Origin of the sequence: Rhodococcus sp. 05-2254-2, assembly GCF_002259095.1 — a bacterium.
In the GTDB taxonomy this organism is placed as follows: domain Bacteria; phylum Actinomycetota; class Actinomycetes; order Mycobacteriales; family Mycobacteriaceae; genus Rhodococcoides.
Window position 1 is genome coordinate 191,079 of the sequence record NZ_NOZJ01000019.1, and the last position, 17,151, is coordinate 208,229.

Sequence of the window (17,151 nt, forward strand, 5' to 3'; positions counted from 1 at the left end):
CGGGAGTACCCACAGGACGGTCAACCAGGGAGTCGTCACAGAGCCACCACCATCAGTACCACGAGAACGGCTCCCGCGAACATCGCCAGCGCGTACGACCGCACATAGCCCGTCTGCAGCCGCCCGGACCGCGTCGATGCGCCACCGATCGAGCTCCCCACCCCGTCCACGACGGCGTCGATACCGTTGTCTGCGTGCACCAGTGCGCGCGTGAGTGTCTGCCCTGGCCGCATGAATGCCGCCTCGTTGACGGCATCTCCGTAGAGATCGGCACGTGCAGCTCGGGTCAGGGGCGAGACATCCTCGGGTGGTGTCGGCGGAACCTCGTTCGCGATGTACTTGCGGTACGCGATGCTCGCACCCACCAGCACGACCACCAGGACCGCGACGGTGACCACCCAGGCCGGAATCGCGTGCTCCTCGTGTTCCGATCCCACCACCGGTTCCAACCATGCCTCGAGGCGCCCACCCACCGCGAGGAAGGCTCCCGACGCCACCGAGCCGACGGCCAACACGATCATCGGGACGGTCATCGTCGCCGTCGCCTCGTGCGGATGTGCCTGCGCGGACCAGCGTTTCGGACCGAAGAACGTCAACAGCATCACCCGAGTCATGTAGAAGGCCGTCAGCCCTGCACCGAGCAATGTCACGCAGCCGAGAATCGGACCTGCCACTCCCTCCGCGGCGAATGCGACCTCGATGATCGGATCCTTGGCGAAGAAGCCGGAGAACGGCGGCAGTCCGATGATCGCGAGATAGCCGAGGCCGAACGTGACGAACGTGATCGGCATCGCGGCGCGGAGTCCACCGAACTGTCGCATGTCGGTCTCGTCGTTCATCGCGTGCATCACCGAGCCCGCGCCCAGGAACAAGCCCGCTTTGAAGAAGCCGTGCGAGATCAACAGCACGATGGCGTAGGCGTAACCGGAGGGGCCGAGCCCGGCTGCGAGCACCATGTACCCGATCTGACTCATCGTCGATGCCGCGAGCGCCTTCTTGATGTCGTCCTTCGCACAACCGATGACGGCACCGAACAGCAAGGTGACCGCACCGACGGTGACGGTGGCCGCGCGGGCGGTGGGCGACGCCTCGAACACCGGTCCGGAGCGAACGATGAGATACACCCCGGCCGTGACCATCGTGGCCGCGTGAATCAGTGCCGACACCGGTGTCGGGCCCTCCATGGCGTCCCCGAGCCACGATTGCAACGGCACCTGCGCCGACTTTCCACACGCCGCCAACAGCAACATCAGCGCCATGGCGGTGGCCACCGATTCGCTCGCCTCGCCGATTCCGGCGAACACGTCGTCGTACTGGACGGAGCCGAAGTTCACGAACATGATCATCAGCGCAACGGCCAGGCCGATGTCACCGACTCGGTTGACCACGAACGCTTTTCGGGCAGCCGATGCAGCCGACGGCTTGTGCTGCCAGAAGCCGATCAGCAGGTACGACGCCAAACCGACTCCCTCCCACCCCAGGTAGAGGCCCAGGAAGTTGTCGGCCAGAACCAGCAGCAGCATGGCGGCGAGAAACAGGTTGAGGTACGCGAAGAAGCGCCGCCGCTCGGCGTCGTGGCTCATGTAGCCGATGGAGTAGACGTGTATGAGCGACCCGACTCCGGTGATCAGCAGGACGAAACAGATCGACAGTTGATCTGCGCGCAAACCGAAGTCGACCTGCAGTTCGTCGACCGGAACCCACCGGAACAGGGTCTGGGTGAGCGTCCTGTTCGACTCGTCACGCCCGAGCATCGAGGCGAACACCACCGCGGCCACCACGAAAGACGACACGGCTGCCGCCGTCGCGACCAGATGCCCCCAGGAGTTGCAGCGCCGGCCACCGAGCAACAGGAACGCCGCACCGAACGCCGGCAGAGCCGGAAGAAGCCACAGGATCGACATCGTTGTTCCCCCGTCAGTTCTTCATCAGTGAATTCTCGTCCATGGAGATAGAACGACGAGAACGGAAGATGGCCATGATGATGGCCAGGCCCACCACCACCTCGGCAGCGGCGACCACCATGGTGAAGAACGCGAACAACTGCCCGTCGAGATTGCCGTGCATTCGGGAGAACGTCACGAACGCGAGATTGACTGCGTTGAGCATCAATTCGATGCACATGAACACGATGATGGCGTTGCGCCTGACTATCACGCCTGCCGCGCCGATCGTGAACAGCAGAACGGACAGGTAGAGATAGTTCTCCGGATTCATCGCTCGTCACGCTCGATCCGAGGATCCGCGAACATGGCATTGACGGAGGACTCGGATTCGGTTCCGTCGGGCAACAGAGCGCGGCGATCCACCCCGTTGTGGCGGGCGTACACCCCTGGACTCGGCAGCGGTGTCACTCTCGAACCATCGCGGAATCGATCCCGGGCCATTTCTCGCTGTCCCTTGACCGGCCCCAGAGCTTCCCGGTGCGCCAGAATCATCGCCCCGATGGTGGCAGTGATCAGCAGTGCCCCGGTCAACTCGAACGCCCACACGTACTCGACGAAGATCAGCTCGGCCAGGCCCTCGACGTTTCCGGTGGAGTTGACGGCGTCGAGACCGGCGAAGTCGAGCCGACCGTTCCGGACCGAATCGCGCAGCAGCACCCCGATGATCAACAGCCCGAAACCGATTCCGATGACGACGGCCGCGATGCGGTGCCCGCGCAGGGTTTCGGTCAGCGACTCCGAGGTGTCGACTCCGACGAGCATCAGCACGAACAGGAACAGCATCATGACCGCACCGGTGTAGACGACGATCTGCACGACACCGAGGAACAACGCCCCCTGCGCCATGTAGAAGGTCGCCAGCACCACCATCGTGGCGGCGAGGAACAATGCCGAGTAGACGGCTTTGGTGCTCATCACCACGCCGAGCGCACCGATGACGGCTACGACGCCGAGGGTCCAGAACTGCACGGCCTCACCGGTGGACGTGGCCTCGAGGGCGAGCTGCACAGCAGCGTCCTGTGCACTCATCGCACCGAACCACCCTCGAGTTCGGCTGGTGACTCGGGTTCGGCTGCGGACTCGGGTACGGCCGGTGGCTCCTGGCCGGTGACGATGCCGCGGTAGTAGTCCTCCGCCGAACGGCCCGGAGCCATCGCGTGCGGCGGGGCCACCATGTCCGGCTCGAGCGGAGCCAGCAGGGAGTCCTTCTCGTAGATCAGATCGGCTCGGTTGTCACCGGCGAGTTCGTACTCGTTGGTCATCGTGAGAGCCCTGGTCGGGCAGGCCTCCACACACAATCCACACCCGATGCACCGCAGGTAATTGATCTGATAGACCCCGCCGTAGCGCTCACCCGGAGAGAACCTCTCGGTCTCGGTGTTGTCGGCCCCTTCGACGTAGATGGCGTCGGCCGGGCAGGCCCACGCGCAGAGCTCGCAGCCGATGCACTTCTCGAGACCGTCGGCGTACCGATTGAGCTGATGACGACCGTGGTAGCGAACCTCTGTCGGCTTCTTCTCTTCCGGATACAACTCCGTCTCGGCCTTCTTGAACATCGTCGCGAAGGTGACCCCGAAACCGGCTATGGGACCGAGAAATTCAGGCATCGGCGTTCTCCTTCGGTGACCTGGCGGCGGGTGAGCGCACACCGGCGTGCCGGCTCGGAAAAGTCGAGCCCTGCGTGGGAATGGGAGGTATCGGGAATCCGCCTGCCACAGCATTGAACTCGGCGACAGGCACACCAGGCTGCACGTTCCGTTCTCGTGCACGCCTGCGCACCATCAGCAGCAACGCACCCAGCACGGCCACCGCGAAGATCATCGACACGCCGAACGTGACCACTGGTACGTCGTACCGATCGGCCCCGAGTACCCGCACCGTCGCGATCACCATGACCCAGATCAGGGCAACCGGAATGAGAATCTTCCAGCCGAAGTTCATGAACTGGTCGTAGCGCAGCCTCGGCAGCGTCGAACGCAGCCAGATGAACACGAACAGGAACACCCAGACCTTGAGGGTGAACCACAGCACCGGCCACCACCCCGAATTGGCACCGCTCCACAGACTCAACGGAATCGGAGCCTGCCAGCCACCGAGGAACAGCGTGGTCGCGAGTGCCGACACGGTGACCATGTTGATGTACTCGGCGAGCATGAACATGGCGAAACGGAGAGACGAGTACTCCGTGTGGAATCCGCCCACCAGCTCACCCTCCGCCTCGGGCAGATCGAACGGAGCGCGGTTGGTTTCGCCGACCATCGCCGTCACGTACACCAGGAACGACGGCAGCAGCAGAAACACGTACCAGGTGTTCTGTTGCGCAGCAACGATTCCGGAAGTCGACATAGTGCCCGCGTACAGGAAGACCGCCGCGAACGACAGGCCCATCGCGACCTCGTAGGAAATCACCTGCGCCGTCGAACGCAGCGCACCGAGCAGCGGGTACGTCGAGCCCGACGCCCACCCCGCCAACACGATCCCGTACACACCCACCGACGTGACCGCGAGAATGTACAGAACCCCCACCGGCAGGTCGGTCATCTGCAGCGGCGTCGTCGTACCGAACACCGACACTTCGGGACCGAACGGAATCACCGCGAAGGCCATGAACGCAGGAACCACCGAAATGATCGGAGCCAGAACGTAAATCGGCTTGTCGACGCCGGTCGGAGTGATCCCCTCCTTCAACGCCAGCTTGATCCCGTCCATCAGAGACTGCAACAGCCCCCACGGGCCCACCCGGTTCGGCCCCACCCGCATCTGCATCCACGCCATGATCTTGCGTTCGGCGTAGATCGCAACCAGCGGCGTCAACACCAGGAACACGAAGACCGCCAGGGCCTTGCCGACAACCAGCCACCACGGATCGTTGCCGAACATCGACAGATCGGTCGGCGCGGCCACGTTCATGACTGCCCACCTTTGGGTCGTTCCGCAGACTCCACTCCCCCACCCCCGGGTCGTTCCGCAGGCTCCACTCCTGCACCCCCGGGTCGTTCCGCAGAACCACGCCGAATACTCACCGCAGCGCCCGACTGCACCCCCAGCGAGCGATACACCGTCGAACCGGGCGAGTTCATCGGTATCCACACCACGGTGTCGGGCAGATCGGTGATCGTCAGCGGCAACGTGATCGAGCCGCGGTCCGTCGCAACACTCACCAGGTCGCCGGTCGCCGCTCCGATGGCCGAGGCCGTTGCGGCCGACAACCGAACGGTGGGTGTGCGACCGGTCGCGGCGAGATTGTCCTCCCCGTCCTGCATTCGTCCCGCATCGATGAGCATCCGCCATGTGGCCAGAATCGCCTGCCCCGGACCGAGGGTCGGAACGTCCGCGCGGGGTGCCACCCGGGCCACCGCGGTGCGCGGGCCGTGCCACACACCGAGGCGAGCCATCTCGGCGCGTGCCGCTGCCGCGTCGGGCACGGCCAGTTCGACGCCCATCTGCGCGGCGATGGTGTCGAGGATGCGTTGATCCGGCATCACCGCGCCTGCACCGAGTGCAGTGTCGAACGTACGGGGCCGTCCTTCCCAGTCGACGAAAGTTCCCGACTTGTCGACCACCGGTGCTACCGGGAACACCACGTCGGCCCGCTCGGTGACCGCGCTGTGGCGCAGTTCGAGGCTCACCACGAACGCCGATCGGTCCAATGCGTCGAGTGCCTCCCGGGGGTCCGGCAGATCGTCGAGATCGATTCCCGCCGCGACCAGAGCGCGATTCGTTCCTGCGTCGGCCAGGATCGCCGCCGTGTCACGGCCCACCTCCGCCGGCAACTCGGGCACTCCCCACACCGCGGCCACCTCGGCGCGCGCAGCCGCATCGGCAACAGGACGCCCGCCGGGCAGGACGTTCGGCACCGCCCCTGCGTCGAGCGCACCGCGTTCGCCGGCGCGTCGAGGAATCCAGGCCAGGCTCGCGCCGGTGTCATCCGCCAGTTTCGATGCCGCCGCCAGACCACCGGGAACGCAGCCGAGCCGCTCGCCCACGAGAACGATCGCACCGGGCTCCCGGAGAAGATGTGCAATCGATTCGGTGCCGCGATCCCCGACATGCAACGCATCGAGCCAGCCCGGCTCGTCGCCGGGAATCGATTGCAGCAGGACGCCGTCCAGCTTCCGTAGGCCCCGGGAGGAGAACGGCGCGATCGATGCCACCACCACTGCGCTCGCGCGGTGCGCCTTACGCAGCCTCAGGAAAACCAGGGGTGACTCTTCCTCGGGCTCGAAGCCGACCAGCAGCACCACGGGGGCGTTCTCGAGATCGGAGTAGGTGACCCCCAACCCGGCCGCCGCGATACGACCGGCCAGGAAACTCGCTTCCTCGGCGCTGTGATCCCGATTGCGGAAGTCGATGTCGTTGGTGTGCAGCACTGTTCGGGCGAACTTGGCATAGGCGTAGGAGTCTTCGAGAGTCGATCGTCCGCCCACGAGTACTGCGGCACGTCCGACCGATGCGGCCAATCCCGTTGCCGCAGCCGCCAATGCAGCCGACCACGACGTTTCGATCAACTCCCCGGATTCGTCGCGGATCATCGGCGCGGTGATGCGATCGGGTTCGGTGGCGTACTTGAATGCCCACCGGCCCTTGTCGCAGTTCCATTCCTCGTTGACCTGGGGATCGTCACCGGCCAGCCGTCGCAGGACCTTGCCGCGTCGATGGTCCGTGCGTTGAGCACAGCCCCCAGCGCAGTGCTCGCACACGCTCGGCGACGAGGTGAGGTCGTACGGGCGCGCCCGGAACCGATACTCGGTGTTGGTCAGCGCACCCACCGGACAGATCTGCACGGTGTTACCCGAGAAGTAGGAGTCGAACGGCTCGTCGCCGAAGATCCCCACCTGTTGAATCGCACCACGTTCGAGTAGCTCGATGGACGGATCGCCGGCCACTTGAGCTGCGAAACGAGTGCATCGCGCACACAGGACGCACCGTTCGCGGTCCAGCAACACCTCGGCCGACAGCGGAATCGGCTTGGGGTACGTGCGTTTGGTCTCGACGAACCTGGACTCGGCCCTGCCCGCAGCCATCGCCTGGTTCTGCAGTGGACACTCACCGCCCTTGTCACACACCGGGCAATCGAGCGGATGGTTGATCAGCAGCAGCTCCATGACGCCGCGTTGCGCCTTCTCCGCCGACTCCGATGTCACTTGGGTGCGCACGATCATGCCCTCGGCCACTGTCGTGGTGCAGGACGCCAACGGCTTGCGCTGCCCTTCGACGTCGACCAGGCATTGCCGGCACGCCCCCACCGGATCGAGCAGCGGGTGATCGCAGAAGCGCGGAATCTGCACGCCCATCAGCTCGGCGGCGCGAATCACCAACGTGCCCTTGGGAACACTGATCTCGTGGTCGTCGATGGTCAGTGTCACCATGTCGACCGGAGTGACCGATTGCTCCGTCTGTGCCGTCATGACGTCAGCTCCTCTGCCATCAGGGTCGATCGATGCGGATCGAATGGGCATGCTTGTTCGGTGACGTGTCGGATGTATTCGTCGCGGAAGTACTTCAGCGAGGACACGATCGGGCTTGCGGCTCCGTCTCCCAACGCGCAGAACGATTTTCCGGCGATGCCGTCCGCGATGTCGAGCAGTGTCGTGAGGTCGGCTTCGGTACCGGTTCCGCCGTCGAGGCGGCGCAGTATCTGCACCAACCAGTAGGTTCCTTCTCGGCACGGCGTGCATTTGCCGCAGGATTCGTGAGCGTAGAACTCCGTCCATCGCAACACTGCTCGCACGACGCAGGTCGTGTCGTCGAAGATCTGCAAGGCCTTGGTACCCAACATCGATCCGGCGGCACCGACGCCCTCGTAGTCGAGCGGCACGTCCAGGTGTTCGCCGGTGAACATCGGTGTCGACGATCCTCCCGGTGTCCAGAACTTGAGCTCGTGACCGGTCCGGATACCGCCCGCGTAGTCCAGCAGTTCCCGCAGGGTGATGCCCAGCGGGGCCTCGTACTGGCCGGGCCGACACACGTGGCCGGAGATCGAGTAGAGGGTGAACCCGGGTGATTTCTCGCTTCCCATCGACCGGAACCATTCGATGCCCTTGCGCAGGATCACCGGGACGCTGGCGATGGATTCGACGTTGTTGACCACCGTCGGCCGCGCGTACAGGCCTGCCACCGCGGGGAACGGTGGACGCAGTCGGGGTTGACCTCGTCGCCCCTCCAGCGAGTCGAGCAGCGCCGTCTCCTCGCCGCAGATGTAGGCCCCGGCCCCGGCATGGATCACCAGCTCGAGGTCGAACCCCGATCCGAGGAGGTTCTTGCCCAGGTAGCCGGCGGCGTAGGCCTCGGCAACTGCGGCCTGCAGTCTGCGCAGCACCGGTACCACTTCGCCGCGAACGTAGACGAATGCGTGCGATGCACGTATTGCGTAGGCCGCGATGATGATTCCTTCGATCAACGTGTGCGGGCTCGCCATCATCAAGGGCATGTCCTTGCAGGTGCCCGGCTCCGACTCGTCGGCGTTGACCACCAGATAGTGAGCTTTCCCGTCACCCTGTGGAATGAAGCTCCACTTCGTTCCGGTGGGGAATCCCGCCCCGCCACGGCCGCGCAGGCCGGAGTCCTTGACGAACGCGATGAGATCGTCGGGGTCCATGGCGAGGGCCTTCTCGAGCCCCCGATAGCCGTCGTGACTGCGGTAGGTGTCGAGTGTCCACGAGTCCTTCTCGCCCCAGAACTCGCTCAGCACCGGCGTCAGGGCCATGTCATTTCCCCTTCGTCGGTGGATCGGTTTCGGTGGTGTTCGGCTGCGGTGGAACGGTCGCCGAAGGAGCCGGAGCCGGTTTCTCGCGCACCGTTTCCGCCACTGCTTCGGCACCGAGATCGGGATGATCGTCCGAAGAGCCGGTGACGGCCCGGGGAGCCGTCATCGAGTGCTCACGGGCGTACCGCAGACCCGCGAGACTGGCTTCGCCTGCGCTGCCGGAGGATTCGAGTGCACCCAGCCGATCGTCGGCGAACCCGGCAAGAATTCGCTCGGTCTCGCGGAACGTGCACAGCGGAGCGCCGCGGGTCGGGGTCACCTGCGCACCGGATCGAAGCGCATCGACCAGTTCCCGTGCCGACGCCGGAGTTCTGTTGTCGAAGAACTCCCAGTTGACCATCATCACCGGTGCGAAGTCGCACGCGGCGTTGCACTCGATGTGCTCGAGGGTGATCGCACCGTCGGCGGTGGTCTCGCCGTGGTCGATATCGAGGTGATCCCGCAGCGCGTCCATGATGGCGTCGCCGCCCATGACGGCGCACAGGGTGTTGGTGCACACTCCGACGCGATAGTTTCCGGTGGGCTCGCGGCGGTACATCGAGTAGAAGGTCGCGACCGCGGTGACCTCTGCTCCGGTGAGATCGATTACGTCCGAACAGAATTCGATTCCGGCCGGCGTGAGATATCCGTCCTCGGATTGCACCAGGTGCAGCAGCGGTAGCAACGCCGATCGGGCCTGGGGATAACGACTCAGGATGATCTCGGCGTCGGCGCGCAGGCGAGCACGCACGTCGGCGGGATAGGACGCACGGGCGTCGGGGCCGACCAGCTGGACTGCTTCCTCGGGGCGAGCTCCGAGTTGGACGAGCACCGGCTCCGAGCGTGGCGTGGTCATCGGTCCACCCCGCCCATCACCGGATCGATACTGGCGACGGCAGCGATGACATCGGAGATCATGCCGCCCTCGCACATCGCGGCAACCGCCTGCAGGTTGGTGAACGAGGGGTCTCTGAAATGCACTCGGTACGGCCGAGTTCCACCGTCACTGACGATGTGCACACCCAGTTCGCCTCGCGGCGATTCCACCGTGGACAGCACTTGGCCCGCCGGCACACGCATGCCCTCGGTCACCAATTTGAAATGGTGGATCAACGACTCCATCGAGGTGTCCATGATGGTGCGCACGTGGTCCTGAGAATTGCCGAGACCATCGGGTCCGGAGACGAGTTCGGCCGGCCAGGCGATCTTCTTGTCGTCGATGACCACCGGTCCGGGCCGAAGACGATCGAGAGTCTGCTCGACGATCTTGAGCGATTCCTTCATCTCTTCGACGCGAATCAGATAGCGCCCGTAGCAGTCGCTTCCGGTGTCGGTGACGACATCGAACTCGTAGTTCTCGTACCCGCAGTAGGGGTCGGACCGGCGCAGATCGTAGGGAAGTCCGGTCGATCGGAGCACCGGCCCGGTGACGCCGAGGGCCATGCATCCGGTGAGGTCCAGGTAGCCGACGTTCTCGGTTCTGGCCTTCCAGATCGGGTTGTCGTTGAGCATGAGTTCGAGATCGCGTAGCCGTCCGGGAAGAACCCGCAGCAACTCGCGGACCTTGTCGATCGCATCGGCGGGCAGGTCCTGAGACAAGCCGCCGGGACGGATGTAGGCGTGGTTCATTCGAAGTCCGGTGATGGCCTCGAAGACGTCGAGAATCAGCTCGCGCTCCCGGAAGCCGAACAGCATCGCCGTCACGGCACCCAATTCCATTCCACCCGTGGCCAATGCCACGAGGTGCGACGAGATCCGATTGAGCTCCATCAGCATCACCCGAATCACCGTCGCGCGCTCGGGAATGTCGTCGGTGATGTCGAGCAGCTTCTCCACCCCGAGGCAGTACGCGGTCTCGTTGAAGAAGGGCGAGAGATAGTCCATCCGAGTGACGAACGTGACGCCCTGAGTCCAGTTGCGATACTCGAGATTCTTCTCGATACCAGTGTGCAGGTAGCCGATTCCACACCGGGCCTCGGTGACGGTCTCGCCTTCGATCTCGAGAATCAACCGCAGCACACCATGGGTGGACGGGTGCTGCGGACCCATGTTGACCACGATGCGTTCCGTGGTCGACCCGCGCGCAAGTTCGACCACGTCGTCCCAGTCCTGGCCCGACACTGCATAGATGGTTTCGTCCGTTGCGCTCATCAGTTGTACGACCTGCGCTCATTGGGAGGCGCGACCCGAGCGCCCCTGTACTCGATGGGAATTCCGCCCAGGGGATAGTCCTTGCGTTGCGGGTGCCCGACCCAGTCGTCCGGCATCTCGATCCGCGTCAGTGCGGGATGACCGTCGAATACGATGCCGAAGAAGTCGTAGACCTCGCGTTCGTGCCAGTCGTTGGTCGGATAGACCGCGCAGAGCGACGGTGTGTGCGGATCCGCATCGGGTACAGCGACTTCGAGTCGCAGGCGGCGTCCGTGGGTGATGGACACCAGATGGTAGACCGCGCGCAGTTCCCGGCCGACCTGATCCGGGTAATGCACACCCGATGCCCCCGTGCACAATTCGAATCTCAGTTCCTCGTCGTCACGGAGAGCGCGGGCCACGGCGGGCACGTGTTCTCGCGAGAGATGCAGCGTCAATTCGTCGCGAAAGATCACGGCACGCTCGACGGCGTCCTCGAACGGCACGGCCGCGTCACCGGTGTCGAGCACCGCGGCCAATCGATCGACCACGGCGTCGAAGTAGCTGCCGTAGGGCCGGACAGCCGTGTCCACCGATGCCACCGGCGGCTGCAACCGGCCGTAGCCGGAGGTGTCACCGCTCCCCCGGACGCCGAACATCCCGCGGGGCCCGTCCGCCGTCATCGCAGCAGCCCCTTCAGATCGATGGTCGGGGTGGACGCCAACGCCGCAGCCTCGGCGGCCGCGCGCACCTGCTCGCGATTGACACCCAGCGGCATCTGCTGAATCTTTTTGTGGAGCTCCAAGATTGCGTTGAGCAGCATCTCGGGTCGGGGCGGACAACCGGGTAGATAGATGTCGACGGGAACGATGTGGTCGACGCCCTGCACCACCGCATAGTTGTTGAACATTCCGCCCGAGGACGCGCAAACGCCCATGGCCAGGACCCATTTCGGTTCCGCCATCTGGTCGTACACCTGCCGCAGCACGGGTGCCATCTTCTGGCTGACACGGCCTGCCACGATCATCAGGTCCGCCTGTCGCGGAGACGCACGGAACGCTTCCATGCCGAATCGCGCGAGATCGAACCGACCGGAGGTGGTGGCCATCATCTCGATCGCGCAGCACGCGAGACCGAAGGTCGCGGGCCACAACGAGCCCTTACGAGCGTATCCGGCCAACCCCTCTACGGTGGTCAGCAGAAATCCGCTGGGTAGCTTCTCTTCGAGTCCCATCGATCACACTCTTTCCGCATCCACTCGAGGTGAGAACCGTGCATCGTGCCGTCGCCGATCAGTGGTTGGACGTCAGTCCCATCCGAGTCCGCCTCGCCGCCACTCGTAGACGTAGGCCACCGACACGTTGACGACGAACAGTGCCATGGCAACCAGTCCGAACGCGCCCAGAACATCGAGATGGACTGCCCACGGATAGAGGAAGACGATCTCGATGTCGAAGATGATGAACAGCATCGCGGTCAGGTAGAACTTCACCGGAAATCGTTGGCCCGTCGGCGCATGCATCGTGGGCTCGATTCCGCACTCGTACGCGTCGAACTTCGCTCGGTTGTACCGCGCGGGTCCCACCATGGTGCCGACCATCACCGAGAACACCGCGAACACGACCGCAATGGCACCGAGAACGAGGATCGGAACGTAGGCGTTCATCCCGGCATCTGCTCCCTCGATCGACTACCGCGCCGGCGCGTAGTAAATGCGACGGCCGTACCAATGTGACCTGAACCACACAGTATGGGTTCGGTGTCGATCTCGCGGGATTTCGAGGAGTCCAGTTTTCGTAAAGCGTTGACGCGCATGGATCACCCGAATTCGTACGCCAAGGAACTGTGACTCAGATCACCTGTCGGCCCCATGCGATCCGCACCGACGAAAACGACAAACCTCCCGACGATCTCGGCCGGCCGAACAAGGCTGCCGACATGGAACAGGAGAGATGATGAAATCGATTTCCGTCTCGGCGCTCGCCGCCGAGGGACTGGGAACTGCCCTGCTCGTGATCTTCGGCGTCGGCACCGCGGTGATCGCGGGCGACACCGTCGGAACCCCGGGCATCGCCCTGGCATTCGGCCTCACGCTGCTCGCGCTGGTCTATGCGATCGGACCGATCTCGGGATGCCACATCAACCCGGCTGTGACGATCGGAGCCCTGATCGCTCGCGCCATCACCCCGATCAAGGCTGTGTTCTACATCGTCGCTCAGGCCGTCGGTGCACTGATCGGCGCGCTGATCATACTGTTCGTCGCGTCCGGCCGTCCCGGATACGACATGGCGTCGGACGGTCTGGGCACCAATGGATTCGGCAGCGCCTCGCCCGGAGGATACGGGCTGGCGTCGGTCGCGGTGTTCGAGACGATCGCGACCGGCCTGCTCGTCCTCGTCGTACTGGCCACCACGGCTCCCACCGTTCACCCCGTCGTTGCAGCCGGCATACCGATCGGCCTGACCCTGACCGTGGTTCACCTGCTGGGCATCGGAATCGACTCGACGTCGGTCAACCCTGCTCGGTCCCTCGGCCCGGCCCTCCTCGCCGGCGGACCTGCCCTGTCCCAGCTATGGGTGTTCGTGGTGTTCCCCGTACTCGGAGCAGTCGTCGCCGGCGTGATCCATCGGTTCGTGCTGACTGTGCCTGCATCGGAGAAAACGGTCTGATCTAGCGCGATCGAGAGACCCGGGCACCGACGCGTACCGAGCGCTGCTTCAGCAGATCGACCACCGCTCGACCCAGCCGGATCGGATCCAGCGGGTGCGGAACGGCAGCCTCGGCGCGCGACCACTCGGCCAACCACGCATCGTCCGGACGTCCGATGAGTACCAACACCGGTGGGCAGTCGAGGATCTCGTCCTTCAACTGCTTCGCCAGACCCAGACCGCCCACAGGTGAGGACTCGCCGTCGAGAATCGCCAACGCGACATCGCCTGCATCCATGTGCTCGATGACAACGGCTGCCGTGGCGATGTCGACGTACTCGATGTCACCGAGTGCAGGATCCGGTCGAGTTCCGACGGCGGACCGCACCTGGGCGCGGGTCGCGGCATTGCTGCTGTACACGAGCACGCGGACACGACCGGATGGACTCGTTCCCGCTGTGGCGTCGGACACATCGCGATGCTACCGCGCGGTCCCCGGCACACGGATCGAAACAGCCACGGCCGACATGTATTCGACGCTGCTGCGCCGGTCAGTTCTCGACGGTGACGACGACCGCGGCCGGTTCTTCGGTGGTGGTCACCGTGAACGCGGGTCGATCGGCCGCAACTCCGACGAAAGCCTGCGAGATTCCGCCGGGGTCAGCCAGGAAATCGACCGAGACGATCGAAGATTCCGCATCACCTCGCACCCGTTCCGGCCCGGCATACGGAGAGAAGGTGTCGTCGGAGTCCGTCGACGTACCCGACAGGTCCACCTGCAACACCGATCTCCCCGGCACTGCCAGCGGTTCACTGGTGCCGTAGCGAATGGCCTCGTCGACGTACCGCACCGTGTAGGACACGGGCCCGTTGCCTGCCAACCCGAACTCGACCGAAAACTCCTCCACCAGCACGTCGGTGACACCGACCGGCGACGCACCTGGGAATCGCGCGCCATCGAGGCTCAGAGGAAGCTCTGTCACCGCGGGCGGCAGCGCTTCGACGGTCGGCCTGGGATTGGACATAGGATCACCGACGACCAGTGATCCCGTGACCGTGGTGTAGTTCGTGTCGGCCGAGACCTCGTCGACCGGGCCACTGCCCCCTGCGCCGGCACAGCCCGCGACAAAACCGAGTATCAGTGATCCGACGACCGAGAGCGCGACCGGAGCCCTGCGGTGGCCGTCGTACATCGCCTCACCGTACTGAAGAAACCGATCGGTTCGGTAGTGCTGCGTCGACGCGATTCGGTCACGATTGCACCGACCTCCGATCCTGCTAGCGTCAGAGGGTATGGACCCGAAGAGCTATTCGTCCGGTGAGCGTGTGTTCGGTCCGCCCAACGGAACTTTCGACGCGGATTGGGCTGCGACCGCACTGCGATCGAACCGTCCCGAGTTGGACCACCCCACCTCGGTGCGGCTGGTGGAACAGGCCTGGGACCTACTCCGAACGCAAGGGCTGCGCGGAGAACGACTCGCCACTGCGCTGGACCTCGAGCCCGGTCTTGCTGCTGCAGTGTCCGCGGTAGCCACCGAGACCGCCGAGCTCTACCTGGACCCTCGGTAGCTCCAGGTCTCAGCTCGGACCGAACTGCTCCCACGCGAACCCGGCCACGAGCACCGCTGTACCGCCGATTTCGGCAACGATCAACGACACCATGAACAGGTGCGTCCCCGGGACGGGATCGACGAACTGGTTCTCGGTGTCTCGCCGAAATCCGTGGACGGTGTAACTCGCGACGGCTGCGACGAAGAACACCAGCACCACCGACGCGGCGATCAGGTCCACCGTGACCGACCACGCGCTGAACTGCGCCAGCACTGCGAGCACCAGGGCGGCGAACGAGTACATCAACGCTGCCCGATGGGCGATGTCGACATAACGATGCGCAGTGCCATCCGGTGACGTCGACATCTGGTGATACTTGATCACCCCCAATCCCAATGCCCACAGCAGCAGGAGACCGGCCACGAGGACGATCACCTTGGTGTCCAGGTCCAGCTGCATGTCTACCTCCCCCACTCGATCCCGCGCCGAAGGTGTCACCGGCACCGGACTTGATACCGTTCCGCAATGCCGGCCGACCCCGTACTGTCCCAGAACGCATTCGGGCTCCGCTTCGACTGGGGTCTGTCCGGTGCCGACGCCATCGTCGACGGCGCAGACGTCGCCGTCGTCGTGGACGTCCTGTCCTTCACCACCACTCTCACGGTTGCTGTGGACGCGGGCATCGACGTCATCCCCAGTCGGTGGCGCGACGACCGGGCCACGCAGTTGGCCGAGCAGTTCGACGCGGTCCTCGCCGTGGGGCGGTCGGCCGCCTCACCGGGCCTGATCAGCTTGTGCCCGGCGACCGTCCGGGCCGCGCCTGCTCCGACACGACTGGTGCTGCCGTCACCGAACGGATCCACCATCGCCCACGAGCTCGCGAGCACGGCCCCGCTGTGCGTGGGCGCGTCGCTCAGAAACGCATCGGCCGTAGCGCAGTGGATACGTGCCAGGAACCCAAACGCAGTGACAGCGGTCATGGCGGGCGGTGAAAAGTGGCCGGACGGATCCCTCCGGCCCGCCGTCGAGGACCTGTGGGGTGCCGGTGCAGTCATCGCTGCCCTCGTCGACGCCGGAGTTGCCGATGTCTCCCCGGAGGCGCGCGCAGCTGCGTCCGCGTGGCGAGCCGTGGAGCGAGACGTGGGCTCGGAGCTGCGGCAATGCGGCTCCAGTCGTGAATTGGCCGGGATGGGGCACCTGGAAGACGTGGACATCGCAGCCGAGGTCGATTCGAGTTCGAGCGTTCCGATTCTGCGCGGCGGCGTATTCGTCGACGCGACTCGCGCATGAGTCGACCGGCGCTCGAAAACGACCCACGATGCCGACCCGACACGGCCGGTCGTGTCCGATATTTGGATCGGAACCCCGAATCACGGATCATACGGTGGTGAGTACGGAACGAGTCGCCCCGAAGACCACCGTCGTTGTACCGACGTACAACGAACGTGAGAACCTCCCCAAGCTCGTCGAGCTGCTGGCAGGGTTGCAGGTGGAGGGGCTCGGTGTGTTGGTCGTCGACGACAATTCGCCCGACGGCACCGGCGACGTCGCCGACAAGTTGGCCATCGACGGCCCCATCGAGGTCAGCGTTCTGCACCGCACGGAGAAGAACGGGCTCGGACGCGCGTACGTCGCAGGCATGACCAGGGCCCTCGACGAGGGTGCGGACATCGTCATTCAGATGGACGCCGATCTCTCGCACCCCACCGAGGTGATCCCGGCGATGATCGACAAACTGAACACCACCGACGCGGCCGTGGTGCTCGGATCGCGATACGTACCGGGCGGAGCGGTCGCCGCCGATTGGCCCTGGCACCGCAAGGCCCTGTCCGCATGGGCGAACTTCTACGTCAACACGATCCTGCGCCTCGGCGTCAAGGATGCGACGGCGGGATTCAAGGCGTGGCACGCGCGCACCCTGCGCACCATCGATGTTGCCTCGGTCGAGAGCAACGGGTACGCATTCCAGGTCGAGATGAACTACCGAACCGTCAAGCACGGCCTCACTCTCGCCGAAGTGCCGATCACCTTCGAGGAGCGCAGCGAGGGCGAATCCAAGATGAGCCTGTCGGTTCAGCTCGAGTCGGCATTGGTGCCCTGGAAGCTGTTGCTGCGCAAGAAGAAGCTCTGA

Annotated in this window: 19 protein-coding genes; 4 read left to right on the forward strand and 15 right to left on the reverse strand. The window is 64.7% G+C overall.

Annotation, left to right across the window (positions count from 1 at the left end; all coding sequences use genetic code 11):
* Positions 1–35: 35 nt before the first annotated feature.
* The 12 genes from nuoL to CH283_RS20630 form a co-directional block, all read right to left on the reverse strand.
* A complete protein-coding gene (gene nuoL, locus CH283_RS20575; protein WP_094642093.1) occupies positions 36–1,904 on the reverse strand; it encodes an NADH-quinone oxidoreductase subunit L in 1,869 nt (622 codons plus the stop codon).
* Positions 1,905–1,917: 13 nt separating this feature from the next.
* Complete coding sequence (nuoK, locus tag CH283_RS20580; RefSeq protein WP_008717020.1) at positions 1,918–2,217, reverse strand: NADH-quinone oxidoreductase subunit NuoK; 300 nt, start codon at positions 2,215–2,217, stop codon at positions 1,918–1,920.
* Positions 2,214–2,975, reverse strand: coding sequence for an NADH-quinone oxidoreductase subunit J (locus tag CH283_RS20585; RefSeq protein WP_094642095.1), 762 nt, complete (start codon positions 2,973–2,975; stop codon positions 2,214–2,216). Before CH283_RS20585 ends, nuoK begins: the two co-directional genes overlap by 4 nt.
* Positions 2,972–3,553, reverse strand: a complete 582-nt coding sequence (gene nuoI / locus CH283_RS20590) for an NADH-quinone oxidoreductase subunit NuoI (RefSeq protein WP_094642097.1) — start codon at positions 3,551–3,553, stop codon at positions 2,972–2,974. The genes CH283_RS20585 and nuoI overlap by 4 nt, the downstream gene beginning before the upstream one ends.
* Entirely contained in the window at positions 3,546–4,856 is a 1,311-nt protein-coding gene (gene nuoH / locus CH283_RS20595; RefSeq protein WP_094642099.1) for an NADH-quinone oxidoreductase subunit NuoH, read from the reverse strand. The genes nuoI and nuoH overlap by 8 nt, the downstream gene beginning before the upstream one ends.
* Positions 4,853–7,354: an NADH-quinone oxidoreductase subunit G gene (locus tag CH283_RS20600; RefSeq protein WP_094642101.1), complete on the reverse strand. Its 2,502-nt coding sequence runs from the start codon at positions 7,352–7,354 to the stop codon at positions 4,853–4,855. The genes nuoH and CH283_RS20600 overlap by 4 nt, the downstream gene beginning before the upstream one ends.
* Positions 7,351–8,652, reverse strand: coding sequence for an NADH-quinone oxidoreductase subunit NuoF (nuoF, locus tag CH283_RS20605; RefSeq protein ID WP_094642103.1), 1,302 nt, complete (start codon positions 8,650–8,652; stop codon positions 7,351–7,353). Before nuoF ends, CH283_RS20600 begins: the two co-directional genes overlap by 4 nt.
* Position 8,653: 1 nt before the next feature.
* A complete protein-coding gene (nuoE, locus tag CH283_RS20610) occupies positions 8,654–9,547 on the reverse strand; it encodes an NADH-quinone oxidoreductase subunit NuoE (protein WP_094642105.1) in 894 nt (297 codons plus the stop codon).
* Positions 9,544–10,842 (reverse strand): NADH dehydrogenase (quinone) subunit D, encoded by a 1,299-nt coding sequence (gene nuoD, locus CH283_RS20615; protein ID WP_094642107.1) that lies wholly within the window; start codon positions 10,840–10,842, stop codon positions 9,544–9,546. Before nuoD ends, nuoE begins: the two co-directional genes overlap by 4 nt.
* The gene (locus tag CH283_RS20620; protein ID WP_094642109.1) at positions 10,842–11,504 is read right to left on the reverse strand and encodes an NADH-quinone oxidoreductase subunit C; all 663 of its coding nucleotides are present in this window, start codon (positions 11,502–11,504) and stop codon (positions 10,842–10,844) included. Before CH283_RS20620 ends, nuoD begins: the two co-directional genes overlap by 1 nt.
* On the reverse strand, positions 11,501–12,055 hold the full coding sequence (locus tag CH283_RS20625; protein ID WP_068050739.1) for a NuoB/complex I 20 kDa subunit family protein: 555 nt from the start codon (positions 12,053–12,055) through the stop codon (positions 11,501–11,503). Before CH283_RS20625 ends, CH283_RS20620 begins: the two co-directional genes overlap by 4 nt.
* Before the next feature lie 72 nt (positions 12,056–12,127).
* The gene (locus CH283_RS20630) at positions 12,128–12,487 is read right to left on the reverse strand and encodes an NADH-quinone oxidoreductase subunit A (protein ID WP_032397854.1); all 360 of its coding nucleotides are present in this window, start codon (positions 12,485–12,487) and stop codon (positions 12,128–12,130) included.
* A gap of 289 nt (positions 12,488–12,776) precedes the next feature.
* Here CH283_RS20630 and CH283_RS20635 point away from each other — a divergent pair, with 289 nt between their 5' ends.
* Positions 12,777–13,490: an aquaporin gene (locus CH283_RS20635; protein ID WP_094642111.1), complete on the forward strand. Its 714-nt coding sequence runs from the start codon at positions 12,777–12,779 to the stop codon at positions 13,488–13,490.
* A gap of 1 nt (position 13,491) precedes the next feature.
* Here CH283_RS20635 and CH283_RS20640 read toward each other — a convergent pair whose 3' ends face one another.
* Together CH283_RS20640 and CH283_RS20645 are read right to left on the reverse strand one after the other, a co-directional pair.
* A complete protein-coding gene (locus CH283_RS20640) occupies positions 13,492–13,941 on the reverse strand; it encodes a hypothetical protein (protein WP_094642113.1) in 450 nt (149 codons plus the stop codon).
* A gap of 79 nt (positions 13,942–14,020) precedes the next feature.
* A complete protein-coding gene (locus CH283_RS20645; RefSeq protein ID WP_094642115.1) occupies positions 14,021–14,662 on the reverse strand; it encodes an AMIN-like domain-containing (lipo)protein in 642 nt (213 codons plus the stop codon).
* 100 nt (positions 14,663–14,762) lie between these two features.
* On the opposite strand from CH283_RS20645, the gene CH283_RS20650 reads away from it, so the two are divergent.
* Positions 14,763–15,038, forward strand: a complete 276-nt coding sequence (locus CH283_RS20650) for a hypothetical protein (RefSeq protein WP_068050747.1) — start codon at positions 14,763–14,765, stop codon at positions 15,036–15,038.
* A 9-nt stretch (positions 15,039–15,047) separates the two neighbouring features.
* On the opposite strand, the gene CH283_RS20655 is transcribed toward CH283_RS20650, so the two are convergent.
* The gene (locus CH283_RS20655) at positions 15,048–15,479 is read right to left on the reverse strand and encodes a hypothetical protein (protein ID WP_068050748.1); all 432 of its coding nucleotides are present in this window, start codon (positions 15,477–15,479) and stop codon (positions 15,048–15,050) included.
* A 66-nt stretch (positions 15,480–15,545) separates the two neighbouring features.
* On the opposite strand from CH283_RS20655, the gene CH283_RS20660 reads away from it, so the two are divergent.
* Both CH283_RS20660 and CH283_RS20665 read left to right on the forward strand, forming a co-directional pair.
* Complete coding sequence (locus tag CH283_RS20660) at positions 15,546–16,310, forward strand: 2-phosphosulfolactate phosphatase (protein ID WP_094642117.1); 765 nt, start codon at positions 15,546–15,548, stop codon at positions 16,308–16,310.
* 97 nt (positions 16,311–16,407) lie between these two features.
* Positions 16,408–17,151, forward strand: a complete 744-nt coding sequence (locus tag CH283_RS20665; RefSeq protein WP_068050753.1) for a polyprenol monophosphomannose synthase — start codon at positions 16,408–16,410, stop codon at positions 17,149–17,151.

What these genes read in the sequence shown, in the direction of transcription:
- CH283_RS20625 (WP_068050739.1), bottom strand. Translation starts at nt 12,055, where the DNA reads ATGGGACTCGAAGAGAAGCTACCCAGCGGATTTCTGCTGACCACCGTA.
- nuoL (WP_094642093.1), bottom strand. Translation starts at nt 1,904, where the DNA reads ATGTCGATCCTGTGGCTTCTTCCGGCTCTGCCGGCGTTCGGTGCGGCG.
- nuoH (WP_094642099.1), bottom strand. Translation starts at nt 4,856, where the DNA reads ATGAACGTGGCCGCGCCGACCGATCTGTCGATGTTCGGCAACGATCCG.
- CH283_RS20630 (WP_032397854.1), bottom strand. Translation starts at nt 12,487, where the DNA reads ATGAACGCCTACGTTCCGATCCTCGTTCTCGGTGCCATTGCGGTCGTG.
- CH283_RS20655 (WP_068050748.1), bottom strand. Translation starts at nt 15,479, where the DNA reads ATGCAGCTGGACCTGGACACCAAGGTGATCGTCCTCGTGGCCGGTCTC.
- CH283_RS20660 (WP_094642117.1), top strand. Translation starts at nt 15,546, where the DNA reads ATGCCGGCCGACCCCGTACTGTCCCAGAACGCATTCGGGCTCCGCTTC.
- CH283_RS20620 (WP_094642109.1), bottom strand. Translation starts at nt 11,504, where the DNA reads ATGACGGCGGACGGGCCCCGCGGGATGTTCGGCGTCCGGGGGAGCGGT.
- CH283_RS20645 (WP_094642115.1), bottom strand. Translation starts at nt 14,662, where the DNA reads ATGTACGACGGCCACCGCAGGGCTCCGGTCGCGCTCTCGGTCGTCGGA.
- CH283_RS20585 (WP_094642095.1), bottom strand. Translation starts at nt 2,975, where the DNA reads ATGAGTGCACAGGACGCTGCTGTGCAGCTCGCCCTCGAGGCCACGTCC.
- CH283_RS20600 (WP_094642101.1), bottom strand. Translation starts at nt 7,354, where the DNA reads ATGACGGCACAGACGGAGCAATCGGTCACTCCGGTCGACATGGTGACA.
- nuoD (WP_094642107.1), bottom strand. Translation starts at nt 10,842, where the DNA reads ATGAGCGCAACGGACGAAACCATCTATGCAGTGTCGGGCCAGGACTGG.
- CH283_RS20650 (WP_068050747.1), top strand. Translation starts at nt 14,763, where the DNA reads ATGGACCCGAAGAGCTATTCGTCCGGTGAGCGTGTGTTCGGTCCGCCC.
- nuoF (WP_094642103.1), bottom strand. Translation starts at nt 8,652, where the DNA reads ATGGCCCTGACGCCGGTGCTGAGCGAGTTCTGGGGCGAGAAGGACTCG.
- nuoE (WP_094642105.1), bottom strand. Translation starts at nt 9,547, where the DNA reads ATGACCACGCCACGCTCGGAGCCGGTGCTCGTCCAACTCGGAGCTCGC.
- nuoI (WP_094642097.1), bottom strand. Translation starts at nt 3,553, where the DNA reads ATGCCTGAATTTCTCGGTCCCATAGCCGGTTTCGGGGTCACCTTCGCG.
- CH283_RS20635 (WP_094642111.1), top strand. Translation starts at nt 12,777, where the DNA reads ATGAAATCGATTTCCGTCTCGGCGCTCGCCGCCGAGGGACTGGGAACT.
- nuoK (WP_008717020.1), bottom strand. Translation starts at nt 2,217, where the DNA reads ATGAATCCGGAGAACTATCTCTACCTGTCCGTTCTGCTGTTCACGATC.